The 24,596-nt window shown below is 52.9% G+C and carries 25 protein-coding genes; 15 read left to right on the top strand and 10 right to left on the bottom strand.

From position 1 onward, the window contains the following. Window positions 1-88 precede the first annotated feature (88 nt). From J9880_RS08625 to gorA, 3 genes are all read left to right on the top strand, one after another. Window positions 89-817 carry a GntR family transcriptional regulator gene (locus J9880_RS08625; RefSeq protein WP_232770327.1) on the top strand — a complete coding sequence of 243 codons (729 nt, stop codon included), beginning with the start codon at window positions 89-91 and terminating at the stop codon, window positions 815-817. 80 nt (window positions 818-897) lie between these two features. After that, window positions 898-1,740, top strand: a complete 843-nt coding sequence (locus J9880_RS08620) for a 23S rRNA (adenine(2030)-N(6))-methyltransferase RlmJ (protein ID WP_013573521.1) — start codon at window positions 898-900, stop codon at window positions 1,738-1,740. Between the two features lie 166 nt (window positions 1,741-1,906). Beyond that, on the top strand, window positions 1,907-3,259 hold the full coding sequence (gene gorA, locus J9880_RS08615; RefSeq protein WP_232770326.1) for a glutathione-disulfide reductase: 1,353 nt from the start codon (window positions 1,907-1,909) through the stop codon (window positions 3,257-3,259). 67 nt (window positions 3,260-3,326) lie between these two features. Here the strand turns inward: gorA and cho are convergent, their stop codons facing one another. Beyond that, window positions 3,327-4,178, bottom strand: coding sequence for an excinuclease Cho (gene cho, locus J9880_RS08610; protein WP_119825404.1), 852 nt, complete (start codon window positions 4,176-4,178; stop codon window positions 3,327-3,329). Between the two features lie 120 nt (window positions 4,179-4,298). Further along, window positions 4,299-4,607, bottom strand: a complete 309-nt coding sequence (locus J9880_RS08605) for an antibiotic biosynthesis monooxygenase (protein WP_095923893.1) — start codon at window positions 4,605-4,607, stop codon at window positions 4,299-4,301. A 139-nt stretch (window positions 4,608-4,746) separates the two neighbouring features. Between J9880_RS08605 and J9880_RS08600 the strand changes: the two genes are divergently transcribed. After that, the gene (locus tag J9880_RS08600; protein WP_232770325.1) at window positions 4,747-5,655 is read left to right on the top strand and encodes a LysR family transcriptional regulator; all 909 of its coding nucleotides are present in this window, start codon (window positions 4,747-4,749) and stop codon (window positions 5,653-5,655) included. A gap of 37 nt (window positions 5,656-5,692) precedes the next feature. Here J9880_RS08600 and J9880_RS08595 read toward each other — a convergent pair whose 3' ends face one another. The 3 genes from J9880_RS08595 to J9880_RS08585 form a co-directional block, all read right to left on the bottom strand. Continuing rightward, on the bottom strand, window positions 5,693-5,884 hold the full coding sequence (locus tag J9880_RS08595; protein WP_232770324.1) for an MFS transporter: 192 nt from the start codon (window positions 5,882-5,884) through the stop codon (window positions 5,693-5,695). Window positions 5,885-5,989: 105 nt separating this feature from the next. Further along, window positions 5,990-6,409 carry a DoxX family protein gene (locus J9880_RS08590; protein ID WP_119825410.1) on the bottom strand — a complete coding sequence of 140 codons (420 nt, stop codon included), beginning with the start codon at window positions 6,407-6,409 and terminating at the stop codon, window positions 5,990-5,992. Window positions 6,410-6,513: 104 nt separating this feature from the next. Beyond that, window positions 6,514-7,155: a hydrolase gene (locus J9880_RS08585; protein ID WP_095923897.1), complete on the bottom strand. Its 642-nt coding sequence runs from the start codon at window positions 7,153-7,155 to the stop codon at window positions 6,514-6,516. Window positions 7,156-7,480: 325 nt separating this feature from the next. Here J9880_RS08585 and J9880_RS08580 point away from each other — a divergent pair, with 325 nt between their 5' ends. After that, window positions 7,481-8,302, top strand: a complete 822-nt coding sequence (locus J9880_RS08580; RefSeq protein ID WP_095923898.1) for an alpha/beta fold hydrolase — start codon at window positions 7,481-7,483, stop codon at window positions 8,300-8,302. 67 nt (window positions 8,303-8,369) lie between these two features. Here the strand turns inward: J9880_RS08580 and J9880_RS08575 are convergent, their stop codons facing one another. The 3 genes from J9880_RS08575 to J9880_RS08565 all read right to left on the bottom strand — a co-directional run bounded on the left by J9880_RS08575 (window position 8,370) and on the right by J9880_RS08565 (window position 13,070). Then, window positions 8,370-11,450: an FKBP-type peptidyl-prolyl cis-trans isomerase N-terminal domain-containing protein gene (locus tag J9880_RS08575; RefSeq protein ID WP_232770323.1), complete on the bottom strand. Its 3,081-nt coding sequence runs from the start codon at window positions 11,448-11,450 to the stop codon at window positions 8,370-8,372. Continuing rightward, on the bottom strand, window positions 11,447-11,815 hold the full coding sequence (locus J9880_RS08570) for a hypothetical protein (protein ID WP_232770322.1): 369 nt from the start codon (window positions 11,813-11,815) through the stop codon (window positions 11,447-11,449). Before J9880_RS08570 ends, J9880_RS08575 begins: the two co-directional genes overlap by 4 nt. A gap of 367 nt (window positions 11,816-12,182) precedes the next feature. Continuing rightward, window positions 12,183-13,070 carry a LysR family transcriptional regulator gene (locus tag J9880_RS08565; protein ID WP_119825414.1) on the bottom strand — a complete coding sequence of 296 codons (888 nt, stop codon included), beginning with the start codon at window positions 13,068-13,070 and terminating at the stop codon, window positions 12,183-12,185. A gap of 114 nt (window positions 13,071-13,184) precedes the next feature. Here J9880_RS08565 and J9880_RS08560 point away from each other — a divergent pair, with 114 nt between their 5' ends. The 8 genes from J9880_RS08560 to J9880_RS08525 all read left to right on the top strand — a co-directional run bounded on the left by J9880_RS08560 (window position 13,185) and on the right by J9880_RS08525 (window position 20,026). Continuing rightward, a complete protein-coding gene (locus J9880_RS08560; RefSeq protein ID WP_232770321.1) occupies window positions 13,185-13,370 on the top strand; it encodes a 4-oxalocrotonate tautomerase in 186 nt (61 codons plus the stop codon). A gap of 98 nt (window positions 13,371-13,468) precedes the next feature. Beyond that, complete coding sequence (locus J9880_RS08555; protein ID WP_119825418.1) at window positions 13,469-14,422, top strand: DMT family transporter; 954 nt, start codon at window positions 13,469-13,471, stop codon at window positions 14,420-14,422. A 56-nt stretch (window positions 14,423-14,478) separates the two neighbouring features. After that, a complete protein-coding gene (locus J9880_RS08550) occupies window positions 14,479-15,282 on the top strand; it encodes an alpha/beta fold hydrolase (RefSeq protein WP_131693679.1) in 804 nt (267 codons plus the stop codon). 225 nt (window positions 15,283-15,507) lie between these two features. Then, window positions 15,508-16,092 (top strand): helix-turn-helix domain-containing protein, encoded by a 585-nt coding sequence (locus tag J9880_RS08545; RefSeq protein WP_131693680.1) that lies wholly within the window; start codon window positions 15,508-15,510, stop codon window positions 16,090-16,092. A gap of 244 nt (window positions 16,093-16,336) precedes the next feature. Continuing rightward, window positions 16,337-17,044 carry an L-threonylcarbamoyladenylate synthase gene (locus J9880_RS08540; RefSeq protein ID WP_131693681.1) on the top strand — a complete coding sequence of 236 codons (708 nt, stop codon included), beginning with the start codon at window positions 16,337-16,339 and terminating at the stop codon, window positions 17,042-17,044. Further along, window positions 17,041-18,237 carry a hypothetical protein gene (locus J9880_RS08535; protein ID WP_131693682.1) on the top strand — a complete coding sequence of 399 codons (1,197 nt, stop codon included), beginning with the start codon at window positions 17,041-17,043 and terminating at the stop codon, window positions 18,235-18,237. The genes J9880_RS08540 and J9880_RS08535 overlap by 4 nt, the downstream gene beginning before the upstream one ends. Continuing rightward, entirely contained in the window at window positions 18,234-19,424 is a 1,191-nt protein-coding gene (locus J9880_RS08530) for a putative PEP-binding protein (RefSeq protein ID WP_131693683.1), read from the top strand. Before J9880_RS08535 ends, J9880_RS08530 begins: the two co-directional genes overlap by 4 nt. Window positions 19,425-19,501: 77 nt before the next feature. Then, window positions 19,502-20,026 (top strand): sugar ABC transporter, encoded by a 525-nt coding sequence (locus J9880_RS08525; RefSeq protein ID WP_131693684.1) that lies wholly within the window; start codon window positions 19,502-19,504, stop codon window positions 20,024-20,026. On the opposite strand, the gene msrA is transcribed toward J9880_RS08525, so the two are convergent. Beyond that, window positions 20,021-20,566 carry a peptide-methionine (S)-S-oxide reductase MsrA gene (msrA, locus tag J9880_RS08520; RefSeq protein WP_095923904.1) on the bottom strand — a complete coding sequence of 182 codons (546 nt, stop codon included), beginning with the start codon at window positions 20,564-20,566 and terminating at the stop codon, window positions 20,021-20,023. The two genes, J9880_RS08525 and msrA, sit on opposite strands and share 6 nt — an antisense overlap. Before the next feature lie 222 nt (window positions 20,567-20,788). On the opposite strand from msrA, the gene J9880_RS08515 reads away from it, so the two are divergent. Continuing rightward, window positions 20,789-21,424 carry a carbonic anhydrase gene (locus tag J9880_RS08515; RefSeq protein ID WP_095923905.1) on the top strand — a complete coding sequence of 212 codons (636 nt, stop codon included), beginning with the start codon at window positions 20,789-20,791 and terminating at the stop codon, window positions 21,422-21,424. A 163-nt stretch (window positions 21,425-21,587) separates the two neighbouring features. After that, window positions 21,588-22,715, top strand: coding sequence for a GNAT family N-acetyltransferase (locus J9880_RS08510; protein ID WP_232770320.1), 1,128 nt, complete (start codon window positions 21,588-21,590; stop codon window positions 22,713-22,715). A gap of 9 nt (window positions 22,716-22,724) precedes the next feature. Here J9880_RS08510 and J9880_RS08505 read toward each other — a convergent pair whose 3' ends face one another. Next, the gene (locus J9880_RS08505) at window positions 22,725-24,557 is read right to left on the bottom strand and encodes an ABC transporter ATP-binding protein (protein WP_095925237.1); all 1,833 of its coding nucleotides are present in this window, start codon (window positions 24,555-24,557) and stop codon (window positions 22,725-22,727) included. Window positions 24,558-24,596 lie beyond the last annotated feature (39 nt).

The raw sequence follows: 24,596 nt of genomic DNA, 5'->3' as shown, positions 1-24,596 counted from the left end.
AGCCGCTGACCGGGAGCGGAAGCTTCCGGTCAGCAGGGCATGTGTCTATACTGCTCAAAAATAACTCTGACATGAAGAAGTTACGCTAATGGCCGCCCGTTATATTGATATCAAAAACAGCCTGAAACAGGCCATCCTGAACAAAGAATATCGTGTCGGTGACAAAATTCCTTCCGAGCGGGAACTGGCGGCTCGCTTTGAAGTGACACGCGTGACGCTGCAAAAAGCCATGCATATGCTGGAGCAGGAAGGCTTTATCGAACGCATTCATGGCAAAGGGATGTTCGTCACCAAAGTGATTGAAGACAATGTTTATCTGCTCAATAACGGCACCAGCGATTCTATTCTCGGTTTTTCGCGCGAATTTAAAGATGACGTGAAAGTCTCCAGCCGCTTAATCAGCCTGAAAACGCGTAAAGCCGGTGAATATATCGCCAATCAGCTGGATATTAATGAAAATGACGACGTGCATTATATCCGCCGCGTCCGGCTGGTGGACAATATGCCGGTCCTGATCGAAGATTCCTATATTCCCTGCAAAGTGATCGACACTATTCCTGAATCGGTTTTACAACATGCCTCTTTATATGAATTCATTGAAAATAAAACCGGCCGGAAAATTAAATTTTACAATTCGGTGATTGAAGCCTCATTGTTTGACGACACGCTTTCCGCACTGCTTGAGATTGAAACCGGTCTGCCGATGCTGAAAGTGTCGGGTATTACCAAACTGGAAGACGGAAAAACCTTCAACTACTCAATCAGTTATAACCGCGCAGACAAATTTAAAATCAAGAACAGCTGGGTGGGAAAGTAAGATCAACCCTGCAACGTGAAGTATGAAGGGGGCAAACAGTTTATACTGTCGGCAATACGCCACTCCGGAACAATAAAGTTATGTTGAGTTACCGCCACAGTTTTCACGCCGGCAACCATGCCGACGTCCTGAAACACACCGTTCAGAGCCTGATCATTGAATCTCTGAAAGAAAAAGAAAAACCCTTCCTTTATCTCGACACCCACGCGGGTGCCGGGCGCTATCAGCTGAGCGGCGAGCACGCCGAACGCACGGGCGAATATCTGGAAGGCATCGCGCGCATCTGGCAGCGCGATGATATTCCTGAAGAACTGGCGGCCTACATGTCGGTCGTCAATCACTTCAACCGCAATGAAAATCTGCGTTATTACCCGGGTTCGCCGCTGATTGCCCGTCAGTTGCTGCGCGAAGACGACAAGCTGCACCTGACCGAACTGCACCCGAGCGATTTCCCGCTGCTGCGCAGTGAATTCCAGAAAGATGACCGCACCCGCGTTGCGCGCGCTGACGGTTATCAGCAGCTGAAAGCCCAGTTGCCACCGCCTTCACGCCGTGGCCTGATCCTGATGGACCCGCCGTACGAAATGAAAACCGATTATCAGGACGTGGTAAAAGGCATTCAGGAAGGCTACAAGCGTTTTGCCACCGGCACTTACGCGCTGTGGTATCCGGTCGTCATGCGCCAGCAAATCAAGAAAATGCTGCGTGACCTCGAAGCGACCGGCATCCGCCGCATCCTGCAAATCGAACTGGGCGTGCGCCCGGACAGCGATCAGCGCGGCATGACCGCTTCCGGCATGATCGTGATTAACCCGCCGTGGAAACTCGAGCAGCAGATGAACAACGTGCTGCCGTGGTTGCTCAAAGTGCTGGTGCCTTCCGGTACCGGTCATACTACAGTTAACTGGGTTGTGCCTGAGTAAGTAAAGCTTTTCCCCCTCGCTGAGGCCTTTTTCAAAGGTCTCAGCTATCAAACCTATCGCAATCATTGATCCAATCTTTTCCACAACACGTTAAACTCTTAACCAAATTTTGAGATTAACGACGCTGAATCAGTGTCTCCATTTTTCACAACTTACGGATAAAACGATGACCAAACATTATGACTATCTGGCAATTGGCGGCGGCAGCGGCGGTATCGCATCAATCAACCGTGCAGCCATGTATGGGAAAAAATGCGCGCTGATCGAAGCTAAAGAGCTGGGCGGCACATGCGTCAACGTGGGTTGTGTCCCGAAAAAAGTGATGTGGCACGCTGCGCAAATCGCGGAAGCGATCCGCAACTACGGCCCGGATTACGGCTTTGACACCACCGTGAACAGCTTTAACTGGAAAACGCTGGTCGCCAACCGTACCGCCTATATCGACCGCATCCACACTTCTTACGACAACGTGCTGGGCAAAAACAACGTTGACGTGATCAAAGGTTTCGCGCGTTTCGTTGACGATCATACCGTTGAAGTGAACGGCGAGAAGATCACAGCGGATCACATCCTGATCGCCACCGGTGGCCGTCCGAGCCATCCGGATATTCCGGGTGCAGAATACGGCATCGATTCAGACGGTTTCTTTGATCTGACCGAAATGCCAAAACGTGTTGCCGTCGTTGGCGCAGGTTACATCGCGGTGGAAATCGCCGGTGTGATGAACGCGCTGGGTGCCGAAACGCATCTGTTCGTGCGTAAACACGCGCCGCTGCGTACTTTCGATCCACTGATCGTCGAGACGCTGGTGGAAGTGATGGAAACCGAAGGCCCGGCGCTGCATAAAGAATCCATTCCGAAAGAAGTGGTGAAAAATGCCAGTGGCAGCCTGACGCTGAAACTGGAAAACGGCCAGGAATTTGAAGTGGACAGTCTGGTGTGGGCGATTGGCCGCGAACCGGAAACGGACAATTTCAACCTGAAAGCCACCGGCGTGAAAACCAACGATAAAGGTTACATCGTCGTCGATAAGTTCCAGAACACCAGCGTAAAAGGTATTTACGCGGTGGGCGATAACACCGGTGCCGTTGAACTGACGCCGGTTGCAGTTGCCGCGGGCCGTCGTTTGTCTGAGCGTCTGTTTAACAACAAACCTGACGAGCATCTGGATTACAGCAACATCGCCACTGTAGTGTTCAGCCACCCGCCAATCGGTACGGTCGGCCTGACCGAACCGCAGGCGAAAGAGCAGTTCGGCGAAGAGAACGTGAAAGTCTATAAATCCGCATTCACCGCCATGTACACCGCCGTCACGCAGCACCGCCAGCCATGCCGCATGAAACTGGTGTGCGTCGGTGCTGAAGAGAAAATCGTCGGCATCCACGGCATCGGTTATGGCATGGACGAAATGTTGCAGGGCTTCGCGGTCGCACTGAAAATGGGCGCAACCAAGAAAGACTTCGACAACACCGTCGCTATCCACCCGACCGGCGCGGAAGAGTTTGTGACCATGCGTTAATTCGCGGGCATTGCGCTGAAAGCGCGATGAATTGAAAGGCTGCCACCGGCAGCCTTTTTTATGACCTTCAGTCCAGCAAAATCACTTTCGAACTGTCCGCCTCGAACAGCGGCTTACAGAGAATTTTATAACTGTCGCGGTCAAAATGGGGCACGGCGATATCGAATGCTTTAGCGGCTTCCAGTGTGCTGACGGTGCCCAGATAGAACCAGTGATTGATGACATGATAATCCGTCAGCCCGTTGGCTTCTTCGGCGATGGCGATGCGGCCCGGATACGGCCAGCTGCGGATTTTTAACGCGCTGAGCGCTTCCCGCAGGCGCGCCTGATGGGCCTCCGGCGATTCTTTACCGCAACAGACTCCGGCACATTTTCCCAGTGAGAAGCGGAAACAGGCGCGGTTTTTTGCCCCTTTTTCCAGCCCCAGCGCGCCGTAACAGAGTTTTTCCTGATCGGCGATATCACGGAGCTTTTCCAGTGCCGACATTTTCGTTTTGAACAGGCCAAACAGATCTTCACTGTGCGAAAAATCCACGTCATCACTGAACACAATGCTGGCCGTCAGCGCCTGCAGGCGGATGGAGCACAGTTTGCGGGCGGTGCGCAGACGCTTATTAAACAGCGGTCGCCGGGTTTTGATCAGATCCGATTCCAGCAACAATGCCCCCACTTCACCGATCGTTTTGATGAATTCAATATCGCGGGTCATGTGCAGAAGTTTAGCTTCGGCAGGATTGCGGAAGTGCGACATTACGCGGCTGCGGATATTCACACTTTTGCCGATATACAGCGGAAAGGCGTTGTCGTCGCCGTAAAAAATATAGACGCCGCTGCTGCCGGGTAAATTTTCTAAGGTATGGCGAAGGTGTTCAGGGTACTGATAAAGCTCCGTAAAAAGCTCTTTTTCGGGATTCCACAAAATAGCTGACCTGCTTTAACCGGATAAATGTCGTATAGAAAACAGACAGATAATACTGGCGTTTTATACAGTCTTCAACCTTTGCGAAATAATCATTGTGTAAATATTGCACGGCGGAACTCACGCCTGCGTACGCATCCCGATATATTCCTGTCCGCTCAGCAGGTTACCTAATGCCGCCTCGCGGGTGTCGCGCTGATCGGATTGTATCCACAGATACAGATTATCGACGTTATCAAACCGCACCAGCACGGTGTAGGTGGTTTCACCGTGCACCGGACGCAGGATATTCACATTCTGATAACCGGGAAACCGTGCCGCATCCGTCTTCAGCTGTTCCAGCCAGCTTTCGTATTCCGCCAGCTTATCCCGCCGTACGCCGTGGGTGATCACCAGGGTGATCTGTTCAGGTTGATGTGGATAAGCCATGGGATATTCCTTCTGAGTAACCGGTATTCTGGTTAACTGAATGTTGCGTTATATTCATAAACGATACGAAATCCGCACGGCTATTGATAACGGAAATATTTTGGGTTGTTGTTAAACAATTTTGGGGTGGGGAAGAATAATGCGATTAAGCCTTGAAGCGCTGCTGATCCTGGATGCGCTGGACAGACACGGCACCTTTGCGGCGGCGGCGGCCAGACTGTTTAAAACCGCGTCGGCACTGAGTTATACCGTGCAGAAAATGGAAAGTGATCTGAGCATTAAACTGCTGGACCGCTCCGGACATCGCGCGACCTTCACGCCGACCGGTCGCCTGATGCTGGAAAAGGGCCGCGTGCTGCTGCGCGCCGTCAGCGAGCTGGAACAACAGGCGCAATACGTGGAAAGCGGCTGGGAAAGCAAACTGACCATCAGCGTCGATGCCTCAGTGCCGTTCGCCCTGCTGGCGCCGCTGATTGACCGTTTTTACGCCGAGCATCAGCACACGCAGTTATTGTTCCGCCACGACGTGCTCGCCGGGTGCTGGGAAGCCCTGAGTTATGGCGAGGCCGACATTGTTTTCGGTGCCGTGCAGGAACCGGTTACCCGCAGTGGCATCGAATACCGTCCGATCGGCTGGCTGGAATATGTGTTTGCCGTTGCGCCGCATCACCCGCTCGCCGCAATGCCGGAACCGCTGGTGCGCGAGCAAATCCGTCAGTACCGCGCCGTGGTGGTTCATGACACGTCGCGTCACGGGACAGGCGCGGATTTGCGGGTACTGGATGAGCAGAAAATGCTCAGCGTTCATGACTTTAACACCAAAGTTCATGCACAGATTGCCGGGCTGGGCTGCGGCTATCTGCCGCGTTATCTGGCCGCGCCACATCTGGCAAGCGGTGCGCTGGTTGAGCGCCGTCTCGATACCGAAACCCGCCGCGATCAGGCATTTATGGCCTGGAACGAAAATGCTACCGGCAATGCGGCGATGTGGTGGCGCGAAAATTTGCAGGATTTCGAGGGCATTGCGGCGGTGTACAGCCAGGACTGAAAAACAAAAAGCCGCATCATGCGGCTTTTTACTCTGGCTAACGCACCGACAGATAGTGATGCATCTGCGGTTTATTCTCACCGCGATGATAACGCGTTACCTCGCTTTGCAGATCGGCATCCGCATGCGACACACGCTGATGCTGACGCAAATGTTCGTGCCAGGACTTCACCAGTTCCGGCACAATCGCCTGCCAGGCGGGCCCCATCAGCGTGGCGGCGGTTTGCATCAGCGCGACAGCTGCCGGTATTGCCGAGGATGGTCGCCACCCAGATCGTGGCGAATAATCCCTGTTTCAGCGGTGAAAACGCCCCGCCCGCGACACTGTTCTGGCTCATACCCGCCCCTTAATATCATTCCATGCGACATAGACAAACGCACCGGCCAGCCCGATATGTTCGAAGAATCCGTTCATCATCATCGCGCGTTCATGGCCGGAAACCTGCCAGTACGCATTCGCCATAAAATTGGCGCAGAAGGTGAACAGCGCCAGTGCCAGCGCGCCAGCCCACCGATATCGCCCGGAGAGGATCAGCGCAGAGGCTCCCAGTTCCAGCACAATGACTGCGGCAGCCATTGGCGCGGCAGGCGATAATCCGAAGTGCTGCATTTCAGCGATGGCACCGGGAAAATCGAACAACTTGACGATACCGCCCTGCAAATACGCGGCGCACAGGGCCAGCAGGGCAAACCAGCGGATAACCGGGAAAGGGACAACAGGAGCCGACAGACTGGAAACAGGGGCGTGACGCATGATTTCTCTCCTGCCGGAACCTGCTCAAGGCGCGGTTCCGGCCTGTTAATTTTAATACCTCATCATTCGCGCGGCAGGAAGGCGGCAAGCGAAGGATGCCGGTATTAACCCTGGCGCTGTGGCGCTTTGTGAACCATGGTGTAGGCATAATCGACGCCCATACCGTAGGCACCGCTGTGCTCACGAACCAGATCCATAACCGCGTCGTAGGTTTCTTTACGGGACCAGTCGCGCTGGTACTCAAGCAGAACCTGCTGCCAGGTCACCGGGATGGCACCGGCCTGCACCATACGGTCGATGGAACGTTCGTGGGCATCCACGCTGGTGCCGCCGGAAGTGTCGGTCACCACATACACTTCGTAGCCTTCTTTCATCGCCATCAGCGCCGGGAATGTCAGACAGACTTCTGTCCACAAGGCAGAGATAATCAGTTTTTTGCGACCTGTGGCTTCAACGGCTTTGACGAATGCCGCGTCTTCCCAGGAATTCATTGAGGTACGCTCAATCGGTTTCACGTCAGGGTGAACCGCCAGCAGTTCCGGCCAGATGTAGCCGCTGAAGCTTTCCGTTTCCACCGAGGTGTAAATCACCGGCACGTTAAAAACTTTGCCCGCTTTAGCCAGAGCGACTGTATTATTTTTAAGCTGCTGGCGATCGATATTGGCGACGCCGAAAGACATTTGTGGCTGATGGTCGATGAAAATCAGGGTGGAATTCTGTGGGTCCAGCAAATCGAATTTAGACATTTTCATTTCCTCTCAGAGTGCATTGTTGGGTTGTGTGTTTGTATTTAACGTTGTGTTGTTGTGCTGCTGGAATTAACAATAGGTCAGGAGTCGAAAAGCAGATAGCGGAAAGAATTTGGCAACTTGTTCAGATTTTTTTGACAGGGCACCCCCTATATAAACAGTCATGAATACGCCTATTTTTCATAATGATAGGAACACCAAAATCTTTTAACGACTTGTCAAAAATAACCTGTTAGCAATATTTCCCCGCCACGCCTAATGTTGATTGCAACACAACACACAATACGCAAAACCTGCAAAAACAATCGCTGAGGAAATAAACATGAGCACATTCAATACCCAAGACGGCACTCAAATTTATTTTAAAGACTGGGGCAAAGGTAAGCCGGTATTATTCAGCCACGGCTGGCCGCTGGACGCCGATATGTGGGACAGCCAGATGAATTTCCTGGCTGATCGCGGTTATCGCGTTATCGCCTTTGACCGTCGCGGGTTTGGCCGTTCAGAACAGCCGTGGGAAGGTTACAACTACGACACTTTCGCGTCCGATATCAACGACCTGATCGAACATCTCGATCTGCATGATGTCACGCTGGTCGGTTTCTCAATGGGTGGCGGCGATGTGACGCGTTATATCAGCCGTTACGGCTCAGAACGTGTCACCAGTCTGGTGTTGTTAGGCGCGGTGACGCCGCTGTTTATTAAGACGGAAGATCATCCGCAGGGCGTGGATAAATCGGTCTTCGACGGCATCAAAACCGGTCTGCTGAAAGACCGCGCACAATTTATCAGTGACTTTGCGACGCCGTTCTACGGCACCAATCAGGGCATGACCGTTTCTGACGGCATAATGACCCAGACGCTGAACATCGCGCTGATGGCGTCGCTGAAAGGCACCGTTGATTGTGTGACGGCATTCTCCGAGACGGATTTCCGCCCGGACATGGCGAAAATCACCGTGCCGACGCTGGTGATCCACGGCAGCGCCGACCAGATCGTGCCGTTTGAAGCCACCGGCAAACTGGCCGCAGAAATGATTAAGAATTCAGAGCTGAAAGTTTATGAAGGCGCACCGCACGGGTTTGCGGTTACCCATCAGGATCAGCTGAATGAAGATTTACTGGCGTTCCTGAGCGGTAAATAAATCAGGGCGCAGAAATAAAAAAGGCAGGTGATCTGACGATCGCCTGCCTTTTTTTATCCGGCCACTCTTACTTGTCTTTCACACCTAATATTTTGATATTCATGATCGAAAGTGAATTCGGCGGGATTTTACCCGGAATGCCGTCTTTGCCATACGCCAGTTCAGGCGGAATATACAATGTGGCTTCACCTTGCAAACCCAGATTCAGCACGACTTCCTGAAGCACTGCCGGGATTTCCGTGACGGCCGCGCTGATCACATTATCGTCTTTTTCGCTGGCAATGACTTTACCGTCGCCCAGTTTCTCAATAATCCGCAGACGAATGCTTTTCTCCATCGTCACTTTAGGGGCAGAACCTGGCTTAGTGATCTGGTAAATGAAGCCCGATTTGGCTTTCACCGCACCTTTCGTTTTGCCCGCTTTATCGAGAATTTTCTGGTTATTCTCTACATTGGACATCTTTTGCTTTTCCTGACGAGAGCGGATATCACTGTCCAGACTGTTCAGCGACTCCCGCATGTCTTCTGTCGACATGCTGGACAGCTCATTCATGCGGTCAACAAAGCCTTTGATAATCACATTGCGATCAATTTTTTCACCGGCGGATACCACCTGCTCGATTTTTGAATTCGCGGCCTGCCCCAGCAAATACCCGACAGAATAAGAACGGCCGGTTTTCTTGCTTTCTTTCGCCTGCAACGCTTTCAGTTCGGCATCACTGATCAGCTCTCCGCCAGATTTTGTCACGGCAGCGATACTGTGTGAGGCGAGGTCTTTCTTCGTTTTATCCAGTTCGGCTGTCAGTTTATTTTTTTCTTCCGTAACTTTGGTCGCCGCCAGCTGACTCTCGCTGAGCTGGGTTGTCAGGCGTTTCACATCCTCAGAAGAGGTTGTTAATGCCGTTTGCGACGCCTGATACTCATTCTGCGATTTTTGATTCGCAGCCACAGACGCAGCCAGTTTTTCAGCCTGTGCGGTGCTTTGTTTCTGTAACTCTGCCAGTTGGGTATTCAGTTGCGCGTTGTCATCCGTGGCTTGTTTCAGGGTTTTCTGCAGGGCCAGATAATCCGCCTGAGATTTCTTATTGGCGGCTTCAGACGCAATCAGTTTTTCAGCCTGCGCGGCGCTTTGTTTCTGCAACGCTGCCAGTTGGGTATTCAGTTGCGTTTTATCATCGGTGGCTTGTTTCAGGGTTTTCTGCAAGGCCAGATAATCCGCCTGAGATTTCTTATTGGCGGCTTCAGACGCAGACAACTTTTCATTTTGCGCCGCGCCTTGTTTCTGCAACGCTGCCAGCTGAGTTTTCATCTGCGCATTTTCATCCGCAGCCTGTTTCACGCTGTTCTGCAAGGCCAGATAATCTGCCTGAGATTTCTTATTGGCAGCTTCAGAGTCGGACAGTTTGCCATTCTGCGAGGTGCCCTGTTTATGCAAGTCTGCCAGCTGGGTTTTCAGCAGTGCATTCTCATCAGCGGCCTGTTTAAGGGTTTTCTGCAAGGTCTGATAATCGACCTGCGACTTTTTATTGGCCGTCTCTGACACAGACAGTCTGTCGTTCTGCGCGGCACTCTGTTTTTGTAAGTCTGCCAGCTGGGTTTTCAGCTGTGCATTTTCATCAGCGGCCTGTTTAAGGGTTTTCTGCACGGCCAGATAGTCAGCCTGTGACTTTTTGTTGGCGGCTTCAGATTCGGACAGTTTGCCATTCTGCGCAGTGCCCTGTTTTTGCAGACCTGCCAGCTGAGTTTTCAGCTGCGCATTTTCATCAGTGGCCTGTTTAAGGGTTTTCTGCAGAACCTGATTTTCACCGAGAGACTTGCTATTGGCGGCCACGGCAAACGCAATCTTCTCGTTCTGGCTGTCTCCCTGTTTTTGCAAATCGGCCAGTTGCGCTTTCAGCTGTGCATTTTCAGCGGCGGCTTGTTTTGCTGTCGTCTGCAACTCAGCGACATTCGCCTGGGATTTAGAGCCATTGCTTTGTAAAGCCTGCAACTTATCAGCCTGTTCCGTCGACTGCTTTTGCAGCGTCTCGAGCCGGGTTTTGAGCTGATGATTTTCTTCTGTCGCCTGCTGTAATGTCGCATTCAGTACCGCGAATTCAGCCAGCGATTTACCGTTAGCACGCGCGGATGAGCTGAGCTGTTCAATTCGCACGGAGGATTGCTTTTTCACGGTATCGAGTTGTGTTTTGAGTTGCGTATTTTCACTGGTTAATTTCTTAAAGCTCGCCTCAAGGGTGGCAATCTCTTTCTGGGCTTTTTTAGCTGCCAGCTGCGACGTCGCCACCTGCTCAGAGGATTTTTTCGCGACCCCGTCTTGATTGGTTTTCAGCGCGGTAAGCTGCGCTTTCAGTTGATCATTTTCAGCTTTGGTCTTTTTCAACGACTGCTGGATACCGGCCACTTCGTCCTGAGATTTTTTAGACGCGGTCTGCGCAACGGACAATTTTTCCGTCAGGCTTTCGGCTTGTTTCTTGCTGACCTGCAGCGTCTGTAACTGCGATTTGATCTGCTGATTTTCTTGTTGTGTATTTTTCAGCGAATTTTGCAGTTGTTTCAGTTCATCCTGCGCTTTTTTCTGCGCAAGTTTCTGGTCTGCCGACGGCGGGGTCACAACTGGTTTGGCTTTTAACGCCGCAATCTGCGTTTGTAGCTGTTGGTTTTCTTTTTGTGTATCCGCATAGGATTTTTGCAACGCCGCGTATTGGTCACGGGATTTTTCTGCGGTGGATTTTGCTGCCTCAAGGGATTTTTTGAGCTGATCGTTGGCCTTTTTCTGGGTGTCACTGACATCCGCAGTGGCAGGCACCGCCGGTACCGATTGAGTGCTCGCAGGCTGAGGCGCTTTGGGGGTTTTCCTGGCTGGCGCTGGCGTCGGTTTAGGCCGCGGTTTTGGCGCTACCGGTTTTTCGACAGCGACGGGTTTTTCAACAGGGGCTTTCGGCACGACAATATTTTTTGGAGGCTGGATCAGCGGAGAGGAAGTCTTATCTTTTTCCGCAAAAACAGAAGGTTCTGGAGCAGAAATTAAATTTTCACTTTGCAACTGATCCAAAAGACTCAGGTTAGCATCCACCGGCTCTTCAGCATGGGCTCCCTGTATATTGATCAGGAGCAGAATTAAGAAGAAAGACTTCACTCGCGCCATCATATTTTATTCACTTCCTGAGAGCGCTCGTCCATGCTCTTAAAGGTCGCACCTTTAACTCTTGCGCAGATAAGTTTTAATTTTGAATCCAGCTCGATGTTCAGGATTTCCTGAGCATCTTTATTAATCAGACCCTTATTCGCTTTATACACATCATAAGATTTCGTCAGCTGATTAAACTGTTGCTGGTAAATTTCAAAATCGTGAGGAGAGAGACGCTGTAATGCTTTGAATTCATTAACACAGGTATTATTCGACGTTTTATTTGTCGGTGTCTCTTTTATTGTCGCCACATTATTTTTCGTACTGCATGCGCTCAAAGCGATTAACGCCAGGAGTGCCAAAGACGTTAAGCCGGGCTTATTCATGGAAGTTATCCTGTAGGGTTTTACTGATGGAACACATTATTTTCCCAGCAAAATCGCCCGTGGAACACCCACTTTCACTTAAATGAATATGTAGCCAACCCAAAACAACTTATAAAAGACGGTTAATCATGGCATTAGAGGATAAAAAAAGTAAATTTAGTGCCAAAACCCGGTCTCCGCAAGCCTGCAAAAACACCTTTTCCTGCGTCAGATGACCCGATAGCGCGTCAAAATTGTGCTATGTCATCCAGAATTTTAACCGGCCAAAGCGGAGGCGGAAATAATAAATTAACGCTTTCCGTTAAAAAAGAAATGCCCCTCATTCGCGCTTAGGATTATTGGTAAGCATAATTCTCATTCTGGGATTTCATGCCCCCAGACGTTCCATAAGAAAATCAATGACACTGCGTAATTTGGCAGAGGGACGACTATCCTGATGATATATCAGGTACAAGGGCGTTGGCTTATACGACCATGCCGGTAATACGGGAACAAGACGGCCCTGCGCGATATCGTCCATCAACACATAATCGGGTTGCAGAACAATCCCGCAGCCATTGAGTGCCGCAATCCTGAGGGAATTGCCCTGATTAGACATGAACCGGCCACTGATAAACGCCTTAAAGGTTTCCCCTTCCGGCCCCATCAGATCCCAGCGGTCCTGATGCAGCCAGTAGGACAGGCCGAGGCAGCTGTAATTGCCGAGCTGATCGGGATGTTCCGGCATACCGTGCTGACGGATATAGTCCGGCGACGCGGCCAGTATCCGGCGATACGGGCGTAACGGACGCGCCACCACGCCCGGCTCGCACACTTCCCCGATCTGAATGCCTAATTCGTAATTTTCCTGACTCAGATTCGGCACGCGGTTATCCAGATTCAGCATCACGTCCACATCGGGATGCTGCGCCATGTAGGCACTCAGTTCAGGCACCAGACACTGACAGCCGAAACTGACCGGGGCAATCATTCGTACCAGCCCTTTCGGCGCGGCCTGCAATTCCATGGCGCTGCTCTCCGCCAGCTCCACTTCCGACAGCACCCGGCGACAGCGGTCAAAATAGAGCTGGCCGACTTCCGTCAGTTGCTGACGCCGCGTCGTGCGGTGCAATAAGCGCGCACCGAGCCGTTGTTCAATCTCCCGGATCTGCTTGCCCACCATCGTGGGTGAGACGCCGCTGGCCACCGCTGCCGCGGTGAAACTGCCACATTCCACCACTCTGACGAACATTTCCATTCCGGACAATTTGCTCATGATTATGAACCTGCAGGTTTCAATTCATTCAACTTAACACATATTTATCATTTAACGCGCTTCAGTAAAAATCAGATTCAGCCCCTCAGCCGGGGGGCTGAAAAATAAGGAACCATGATGCCAATTATCCGTTTAGAACTGGTGCCGGGCCGTACGCCTGAGCAAAAAAGCGATTTCGCCCGGGAAGTCACCCGTGTCGCGGCAGAAACCCTCAACTGCAAGCCTGAAAGCCTTGATGTGGTGATTACTGAAGTCCCTAAAACGCATTGGGCAAAAGGCGGGAAACTGCTGGGGGAATAATTCTCAGGCGAAAGAAGACTGACCACCCGGCACATGTTCCCTGTGCCGGATGACTGAATGATTTCATTATGATTGCCACTTAACCGAGAAATAAAGAAATGAAAAATTCTTACTCTGCGGGCGTTATCTGCTGTCTGATAGCGACCTTATCCTGGGGCGCGACGTTCCCGATGATGACCAGCGCGCTGAGACATCTTGACCCTTATACTTTCACCACCCTGCGCTATGGTTTCGCGGCGATCGCGTTAGTGATCGCGCTGAGATTACGCGAAGGAAAACAGGGGCTGAACCTGAAAGGTGAACGCGTAGGTCTGGCCTGGTTATTAGGTTCAGCGGCTTTTGTCGGTTTTGGTTTTTTTGTTTTTCTGGGCCAGCAAATGGCCGGAGAAAACGGCGCGTTAACCACGTCGATCATGATGGCGACCATGCCGATGCTGGGTATTCTGGTAAACGGCGTATTGCGCAAAATCGTCCCGCCCGCGGTTTCCGTTGGCCTGATTATGATGTCTTTTTTTGGGGTGATGACCGTGATCACCAAAGGGCACTATGCCAGCCTGTTTGATTCACCTTCCAGCTACAAAGCCAACGCCCTGATTATTTTCGGCGCACTGTGTTGGGTATTTTACACCGTGGGCGCGTCGTTTTTCCCGACCTGGTCACCGCTTAAATACACCGCATTAACCAGCGTTCTCGGGATGACCAGCGTACTGGTATTAAACGCGCTGCTGTATATCACTGGCCTCGTGGCCGTGCCCGCCGTCAGCGACTTCGTGTATGTGATCCCGCATGTCTTTTACACCGCCTTCGTGGCCAGTTTTATCGGCATCCTGTGCTGGAATATCGGCAATAAAATCCTGACACCACTTAACGGGGTGTTGTTTATGGATATCGTCCCGATCACCGCGTTCTCTATCTCCGCCATGACCGGTGTCGAACCCAGCGCCCCGGAAATCGCGGGTGCCTGTATCACCGGTTCTGCGCTGATCCTCAACAATCTCTATCTGCGCTATCGCACACAGAAAAGCGTGGGCGTCCCTGTGCGCAATAACTGAGAGTTTTTACTGCACACACGGGATTTATTCATCTGTTTAACAAGGACTTTTACATTATGTTTGTGAAATGCAACGACCTGATCATGCACGTAGATTTGCAAGGCCCGACTGATGCGCCGGTTCTGGTATTACTGCATTCTCTGGGAACGAACTTTCATATCTGGGATGCGCAGGTTCCGGCGCTGACCCGTCACTATCGCGTACTGCGTCTGGATATGCGCGGGCATGGTCTGAGTGAAACCGGGCAAGCGCCTTTCTCACTGGAAGATCTGGCTGACGATGTCCTCCGCATCGCCGACTATTTTGATATCAGTACGTTTTCCGTCGCAGGGGTGTCCATCGGCGGGCTGATCGCACAGCATATTGCCGATACCGCACCTCAGCGCCTGCGCTCAATGGTGCTTATCGACACTTATCTCGCCCCGGCGTCATCGTCATTCTGGCGCACCATGGCCGACAATATTCGCCAAAACGGTTTAGATTCCCTGGCTCCGGAAATTTTCGGCCGCTGGGTCACGGCGGAATTTCGGGATACTCCGGCGGCGCTCGGCATGAAGCAGATGCTCAACCGTACTTCTGATGAAGGGTATGCGAAATGCGCGGATGTCCTGTCTCAGATTGAGCCGAAACAGCCCCGCAATACGCAGGTGCCGCTACGGGTACTGGTTGGCGAACACGATATGGTCGCCACGCCCGCCGCCGCACAGGAAATGGCAACCGCTCGTCATGGCGAACTCGTTGTACTGCGCAATGCCGCACATATCCCGCTTTTTGAAAAATCCGGGGAAATCTTGGGTGAGATGTTGTGTTTTCTGGCAAAGGATTTCAGTCACGACGTCAGGGAGAAGATCAGCGTTTAATCAGAAGATGACCCGCCACACGGTGAAATAGTAGAAAGCAATTATAAAGACGTTATTTTTTTGGAAAGAGTGGTTCTGAAGTACCTAAACACTCACCCCTTTTCAATCAGGGAAAACAGGTGATAGCGAACGGGTAATAATAACCAGAGACCGCAACGGATGTTGAATGGATCTCTGAATGACCGGTTCACATAAATATAAAAACAGGTGCTCAGAGGCAAATCAATGCGTAATTTAGAACTCTACCGGGCGGGAGATAAATTCGCCCCGGTTTCATCCGGCAAAATTCTGCCACCCCTGGTGATGTTATGGAATTTTCTTTCGGTACTGGCAGTAGATCCCGTGATGTCCGATTCCATTATATTTAATCAGTCTTTACTGGGACTGGCGCTGGCATTAGAACACAGCGGATACCGGGAGTTTATCGAAGTGAGAGACGCGTCCCTCAGTGTACGTATCCGTTTACTTGTTTTGGACAATCCCGGCCATGACTGGTGTTCCGCTGATTTCGAGGAGCGCCTGCACATGAGCGGCGCAACGTTACGGCGTCGTCTGGCGGAGGAAAATACCTCGTTGCGTATCTTGCTGCGTGAGGCGCGGCTGTACCACGGCATGACATTGCTGCAAACGACACGTAAGTCCATCAAAACAGTGGCACAGGAATGCGGGTACCATTCTTCTGCCTGTTTTACCCGAAACTTTATTTCTTACTTCGGTACCGGGCCTTCTGCGGTGACAAATAACCTGACCAATATTACCTGCCCTTCCTCATTCCGCGAAAATGCCCTTAACATGCCTCTCCGGGGGTAATGCTTGTTGATTTTTATCACGCCCGGCACATCTGACCGGGCGTTTTGTATTAATGTGAAAAATATTCACTTTCCGCCAAACAACGTCCCCTCCTCATATTGAGCGTTTTGAGCATGATATTGAGCGTTCACAGAAAACGTATTACGCAATAATCGGTGCGTTAAATAAACACGCCTTTATTTCTCCGGCGAATTTTATTTTTTATCAGCTCTTCGCAAGAAGGTAATAACTCTGGAGTTTCAAAATGGATATTCGAGTTTATAACGAAGAAACGCATCAATATGCACTTGAATTACTGAAAAACGATGGCGTCATTGTCGCGCCCAGCGTGACGAATTACGGCGTATTTTGTTCTGCTCACAGTGCCCGCGGAATCGCCCGGATCTTCGAAATGAAAGAACGCACTAAATTCGGGCCGCTTACCTTAGGTATCGGCGATCCTGCTGATGCACGTAAATACGCGGAAATCCCGCCAGAGTTCTCCGATGAACTGATCGCCGAACTGCTGTTAGGCATGACCACGCCGATTTTCTTCAAATCTGCCGAGTCCGCCACCTTTCCCGAACAAATGACAATGGGTGCCCCTACGGTCGGTCTTTTCTGTCACGGGATGAGCCCGATGTATGAAATCGGACGCGACTTCGGCCCGATTGCCCTCACGTCATCCAACATTTCAGGCACCGGTGGCCATCAGGTGACCCGCGAACAGGCGATTAACGATCTCGGGAAACACGCAGATCTGGTCATTGACGGCGGACCGATTGGCTGGGATGACGCCGCTGGCCCGTTCCAGAGCAACACGGTTGTCGACTTTACCTTTAACCCGCCCCATCTGGTTCGCCAGGGCCGTTTCCCTGCCGCACGTCTGAGCAGTCTCTTCCCGACACTGGTGACAGAACACAGTGCCTATAAAGAAGTGATGACCCTGCGCATGGGAGAAATCACGCTGTGAGCCACGTTCATTTAGATACGCCTTACACCGGACATGCCACGTCAGAACGCGTTTTACTGGTCGGCATGGGCGCGGATATCGGTTCGAATCTTCTCTATTTGTCGGCCACTGCAGAGGTGGCGCATCCGGTGACGGACATACTGACGCACCCGGTTGATAGCGAAGGCGTGGGCGCGGAATCACGCGGACCGCTCGAAGAACTCAAAGCGCGTCTGCTGCTGGCCAACCCGCAGCTTTTCGGCAGAGTGACCACCCATAGCGGCGAAAATGTACTGGCGATTGACGGGCGTACTTTCCGCATCCATTTCCGTGATCTGGATGAAGACGTGTCTGATCTCGGTCACTTCAGCCTGGCGATACTGGCGACCAGTCGCCGACATATCCGCTCCCCCCGCCACCTCGAAAAACTGGAAGCCATTGCCCGCGTGGTCATTGGCGTGGCCGAAAACGCCGATCTTCCGGCGCTTTATCCGGCGCTGATGAACGCCGAACCCACGCATTTCCTTGCCAGCCGCACGGCGGCAGGCGCACAGATGTCAGGCAGTTATGCCATGGGGAGTTGTCAGTGCGTCGGCTGGACAACCGGGCTGCGTATTCTGGCGGATTACTGTTCCGGGCGAGGCATCGCACTGCACGACGTTCTGGTACACAGCGAGGTCGATATCGTCCACCCGGATACCGCATCTTCCAATTTTGGCACCCGTCGTGTCGGATCACGAACGGAAGATCCGCGAGATAACCTGCGTCCGGGCGTGTCTCAGGTTGCGGATTCCATGTTGCGTTTTGCCCCGGCCACCAGCGCGAACAATGTGTCGTTGCGAGTGCTGACCCAGCCGCCCGGTTATCAGATCCAGCGCTTTTTCCTGCGCGATCTGGATATCGGGACGGAGGACCTGATCGGTGCCGCCCGTGCCCTGGAGTCCACCGAACCTTCGCTGATCCACGTCACCACGAACACCATCGGTTCAAGAGCCTATTCCGGCCTGCCTTCCGGTTTCGTGCTGCTGGCCACTGAGCAACATCTGTCTGTCAGACGCATCGGCGATATCACCGAAGTCGTTCTGCAAGCCTTTGTCCACAATACGCTGGGCTACTGCGCCGCCATTCTTTCAGCAACCGACCATATCCTTCGGGGCGATGGCGTTACCCTGGTTGATTCCCATAACTCTCTTACCCTCAAGGAAAAGAAATGATCACTTCAGAACTTATCAGTCAGCCAGCCGCGCGGAGATCAGCAGGCAGAATCATCATCACCCCGGAACCTGAAACCGTGGGCATGATCACGCACTCTCTCGGCGAACTCTCCGGTGATCTGGAGCATATTCTTTTCACCCCGAGTCTGGACTGTGCCGTTGCCAGCAAAATTATTGCCACGCCTTCCGTCGGATCAGTCGTCGTGACCCGTAATGAATTCTCCGACCACGCCCGTAAAATGCTCCATGAATCGGGGATCGGACTGGTGGTGTATAACGAAGAAGAATTCGACAAAACCAGCCGGTGCATCGTGAACAAAGATGGCCTGACTTCTCTGCGCGAAGACGTGCCGGTCAGCGCCATCTGTTCCGTACTGAATCAGCGTAATCTCGCCATTTATCGCCGTTTCGGTGTCAAATCGCTGGGCTATTTCAGATTCAAGTTCTGCCTGTTCCAGCTCTTTAGTCAGGAGCCGGAAGCGTACAACGACAATGCCCATATCGAAGACTTCCTGTATGAGCAGCTCGTCGAGCTGGGCAAACAAAACTGGACCAGCATTCGTTGCGTCCTCTCTGATCTGACGACGGCGGAGCTGGCGGAGGTCGGGGTCAGCGTCCCTGCGGAAATGAACCCGGACATGGGCGTGCGCGGGCCACGTATCATTACACAGTGGGCGCCGGAATTAGCCGCCATCCGCCGCTTCCAGCAGGAATTCGATACCCCGATAAAAATCAGCGCGCCGTTCATTTCCACTATCGGGGAATACTGCACTTTCGTGGAGATGGTCGAACAGGCAGGCATTGAACGTTCAGGCGTTGAACTGGGCTTTACGCTGGAAGTCCCGGCGCTGGCTGAAGAACTGGATGATTTGTTCACGACGGCAAAAGTTGATTTTATGGCGATTGGTACGTCGGATCTGTTCTCCCTGTTCAACGGAGTTTGCCGCAACAATCAGGCACTTTCCGTTTCACCTACCAGCAATGCCAATATCCGTCTCTTGCGACGGGTGGTGTCATGCGCCCGTGAACATGGCGTGCATACTTTTGTGTGTGGCGAAGTGCGCCGCAATGAGAAGGTGATGGCCGAGTTGCTGCAGGCCGGTGTGGGCGAACTCATTTGCTCCGCTCAGGTCAATGAGCTTTGTACTGTATTTCATATCTCCGGCACTCCGCGTTCAGCAAAATGACCGCGTATTGACTCACGGGGGCTTATGTCCGGCCCCCTGATTTCACCGGTTTCTGTTCTTCAGGGCGAGGTCAGCCGATGTTTTATACCGTGGAATGCACGTATACCGATCCTGAAAGCGAAGAAAGCTGGAATGATTTTTACAGCCTTGAAAAGCTGCCCGCCCTGATTTCCGTCAGCGGATTCAGCACTTCACAACGCTTCAAAGCCCTGACGCCGGGCTGTCCGGTTTATCTCGCGATTCATACCGTCAGGGACGCACAGGTGATCGCTGGTGAGGAATACCGGCAGAAAGGAGGAGGCAGTTTCGCGCGCTGGCAGGCTTACATCAGCGACTGGCACCGAAACCTGTACGAATGCGCAGAACCGGCACCTGACGTTGCCGAAGATGAACTGCTGCTGCTCAGTGCACGGCCTCTCAACATGGCCGGGACGGCGCTGCGCTGGCCGTCACGGGAAATGCAGGCTGCCGGGCTTGATGCGTGCCCGGCTTATCGGGTGGCGTATGTCATCCCCCGCGAAAAAACCGGTTTATTCGCGGGAACAGCTGACGTGTATTTCTACGAACCTGTCACGCCACAACTGCGCAACCCGCCGTTATGACTGCTGCAAAGATTTGGTGCGCTGCGCAAAGCTCTTACGCAACTTTTGCAGTTTCGGTGGGATCACTGCCATGCAATAACGGTTCTGCTGCCCGGCGCCATCCCAGTAATTCTGGTGATAGCCTTCGGCCACGTACACTTCGCCGAGCGGTTCGATGCTGGTCACGATCGGATCACGGTGATCATGCTGCGCGCGCAGTATGGCGGCTTCCGCCTCCGCTTTCTGCTGTTCATTGGCCGGGAAAATCGCCGAACGGTATTGCGTGCCGACGTCATTCCCCTGACGGTTAAGCTGGGTCGGATCGTGGGTCACAAAGTGGATATCCAGCAGATCGCCGTAGCTCAGTTTTTCCGGGTCAAAACCGACGCGGATGGCTTCTGCATGGCCGGTCGTGCCGGTGCAAACCTGTTCATAGGTCGGATTCGGGCGACGGCCGCCGGTGTACACACTTTCCACCGACTCGACGCCGATGACGTCTTTGAACACCGCTTCCGTACACCAGAAGCAACCACCGCCGAAAATAGCGTATTCGATTGTCATGCAGACTCCTTAATTTAGGCAAAAAAGGAAATATGGGGACAGATGACACTGAGATAAAGGGTTTACAATAAATAACCGGCTGTGTGAATTTCTTCTGCGCAGAAAAAGAGAATATTTTGTGTCAGTTAATTTCCCACAGAAATAATGCTGATATTGCGTCTGATTGATCTGCCTTTTTTTTCGTGGCAGACTCACTGACATTGAAATACACGGAATTCCCCTATGAAAGACGTAATTGAAGGCTTCCTCAGATTCCAGAAAGAGGCGTTTCCTCAACGCTCTAAGCTATTCAAAGAACTCGCGTTAAACCAAAATCCTAAGACCCTGTTTATCTCCTGTTCCGACAGCCGTCTGGTGCCGGAATTAGTGACGCAACGTGAACCGGGTGAACTGTTTGTGATCCGTAATGCCGGGAATATTGTGCCGCCATTCGGGCCGGAACCGGGCGGCGTTTCCGCTACGGTCGAGTACGCCGTTAAAGCACTGGGCGTGAAAGATATCGTCATCTGCGGGCATTCCAACTGCGGCGCAATGAGCGCCATCGCTAACTGCACCTGTCTGGATCACATGCCTGCGGTCGCGCACTGGCTGCGTTATTCCGATGCCGCGAAAGCGATTAATGAATCCGTCGAACACGAAAATCCAGAAGCTCGTGTGAACGGTATGGTGCACCAGAACGTCGTGGCTCAGCTGAGCAACCTGCGTACGCATCCTTGCGTGGCGGTCGCGCTGGCGAAAGGGGAAATTACCCTGCACGGCTGGGTGTATGATATTGAATCCGGTTGCATCGAAGCCTTTGATGCGAAAAGCGCATCCTTTATTTCGCTGTCAGATAATCCGGAAGTCCGCGCCAGTTAATTGCCCGTAAAATAAAACATCCGGAACAGTGTTAAATAATGTTCCGGATGATAAATCAGCGACTTAAGTCTTATTATATTGTTGTCTTACCCTCTGCCGTAATATCCCCCTGCCTGAACGACAGTTAACCGATTTCTCTTTTACGCCACAGCGAGAATAATTGATGCCTGTTATCACGTTAGACCGTCTGGCCGATTGTCCTGCTGCACAGTGGGATGCGCTGGTGCCTGCGCAACAGCCTTTCCTCAGTTATGCCTTTTTATCGGCGCTGGAAGACAGCGGTAGCCTGGGACCCCACTCCGGCTGGCGTCCGCAGCATCTGCTCTGGCAGGAAAACGGTGAAATCCGCGCCGCCATTCCCGGCTACCGCAAGCGCCATTCTTATGGCGAATACGTCTTCGATCAGGGCTGGGCGGATGCCTGCCAGCGTTCGGGCATTGCCTATTACCCGAAATGGCTTGGCGCGGTGCCGTTCAGCCCGGTGACCGGCGCACGGTTGCTGGGCGAGGAATCTGCCGCCATCAGCCTGTTGCAGGCGTTGCCGGATTATCTGGAAGAGAACGGCCTGACCGGCGCGCACATCAATTTTACCGACGAGCGCGCCAACCGGCTGATGGGCAGTGAAGCGGTGTGGCAGCACCGGCAGGGTTTGCAATATCACTGGCAGAATCGCGGTTACCGCGATTTTCAGGATTACCTCGATGCGCTGACATCACGCAAGCGTAAACAGTTTCGCAAAGAGCGCGAACAGGTAGCCGCGCAGGGAATTGATTTTGTCTGGCGGGAAGGCGCGCAGGTAACTGAATCACAATGGGATTTCGTTTATGCCTGCTACAGCAACACCTATCATATTCGCGGCCAGTCGCCGTATCTGACCCGCGCTTTTTTCAGTCTGCTGGCGGAAAGAATGCCGGAGGCGATCCGCGTCGTCTTCGCGCAACAAAACGGCCGCGACGTGGCAATGGCGTTCAGCTTAATCAGTGGCGATACGTTTTACGGGCGTTACTGGGGCTGCCTGGCAGAATTCGACCGGCTGCATTTTGAAACCTGTTTCTATCAGGGAATGGAATACGCGATTGCCAGCGGGCTGGCGCGCTTTGACGCGGGCGCACAGGGTGAACACAAACTGCTGCGCGGCTTTGAGCCGGTGATCACCGACTCGTGGCACTATTTACGGCATCCGGGTTTACGTGACGCCGTGGAAGATTTTCTGCTGGAAGAACGTGCCGCCGTGCAGCGCTGGGCGGACGAAGCCCGCGAAGTACTGCCCTACCGGCACGATGCCGTTTAATTTCCGGCCTTAATCCATGCCGACAAATCCGCCGGTCTGATGTTGCCACAGGCGCGCATAAAGCCCGCCGTGCGCCAGCAGTTCGGCGTGATTGCCCGTCTCAACAATCTGCCCTTTTTCCAGCACCACCAGCCGGTCCATTTTAGCGATCGTCGATAAGCGGTGTGCAATCGCAATCACCGTTTTGCCGCCCATCAGCGTCTCAAGACTTTCCTGAATCGCCGCTTCCACTTCGGAATCCAGCGCCGACGTGGCTTCATCCATGATCAGAATCGGTGCGTTTTTCAGTAATACGCGGGCAATCGCGATACGCTGACGCTGGCCGCCGGAAAGTTTCACCCCGCGTTCGCCGACATGCGCATCCAGCCCGGTTCTGCCCAGCGAATCATAGAGTTCGGGAATAAATTCGTCGGCGCGTGCCTGACGGATTGCCAGCTGCAACTCTTCTTCCGTTGCGTCCGGCCGTCCGTACAGCAGGTTATCGCGGATCGAACGGTGCAGCAGCGAGGTATCCTGCGTGATCATGCCGATTTGCGCGCGCAGGCTTTCCTGCGTGACCTCCGCGATGTTCTGCTGATCAATCAGAATGCGGCCGCCGTCGATGTCATACAGGCGCAGCAGCAGGTTCACCAGCGTGGATTTCCCCGCGCCGGAAGGTCCGATCAGGCCGATCTTCTCGCCGGGACGGATCGCCAGATCCAGATGATGGATCACCCTGCCGCCTTTGCCGTAATTGAAGTCCACATGATCAAAGTGGATCGCACCCTGATCGACTTTCAGTGCTTTCGCCTGCGGTTGATCGGTGACGCTCAGCGGTTTCGCAATGGTATGCAGGCCGTCCTGCACCATACCGATATTTTCGAAAATACCGTTCACCACCCACATGATCCAGCCGGACATATTCACAATACGGATAACCAGGCCGGTCGCCAGCGCGATGGCCCCGACGCTGATCAGCGACTGCGTCCACAACCACAAAGCCAGACCGGTGGTGCTGACGATCAGCAGGCCGTTCAGCGTGGTGATCGACACGTCCATGCCGGTGACCAGACGCCCCGCCAGCTGGGTTTTCTCCGTCTGTTCGGTGATCGCTTCGCGGGCGTATTTCTGCTCGAGATCGGTATGCGCAAACAGTTTCAGCGTGGTGATATTGGTGTAACCGTCAACGATGCAGCCCATCAGTTTTGAGCGCGCTTCCGACGACTGCACCGAACGTTGTTTCACGCGCGGCACGAAATAACGCAGGCACACGCCATAGCCGAAAATCCAGATAATCAGCGGGATCATCAGCCGCCAGTCGGCTTCGGCAAACAGGAACAGCGCACTGGCGGCGTAAATCACCACATGCCAGATGGCATCCACCGCCTGCACCGCAGAATCGCGCAGCGAGTTCCCGGTCTGCATGATGCGCTGGGCAATGCGTCCGGCGAAATCGCTCTGGAAAAAGTTCAGACTTTGTTTGAGGACATACTTATGGTTCTGCCAGCGGATCATGCTGGTCATGCCGGGGCTGATAGTCTGGTGAACCAGCAAATCATGCAGCCCGATAAATACCGGCCGCAGGATCATCGCCACCGCTGCCATCCACAACAGCTCGCCCATATGGTCGGTGAAAAAACTGCCCGGCGGCGTGTCTTTGGTCAGATCGATAATCTGGCTGAGATAGCTGAACAGCGAGACTTCAATCAGCGCGCAGACCAGCCCCACCACCAGCAAAATCGCAAAGCTTGGCCAGACCTGACGCAGATAATAAAGATAGAAAGGCAGAACCTGATCCGGCGGCTGAGCGGCCGGTGCCTCACGGAAGATGTCGATCATTCGCTCGAAACGGCGAAACAGCATAGCGATCCCCTTGATGATATCCCTGTCGGCGTTGCCGGA

Origin of the sequence: Rahnella victoriana (genome assembly GCF_021276285.1) — a bacterium.
Classification (GTDB): Bacteria; Pseudomonadota; Gammaproteobacteria; order Enterobacterales; family Enterobacteriaceae; genus Rahnella; species Rahnella victoriana.
This window is presented reverse-complemented; position numbering and strand designations above follow the sequence as displayed.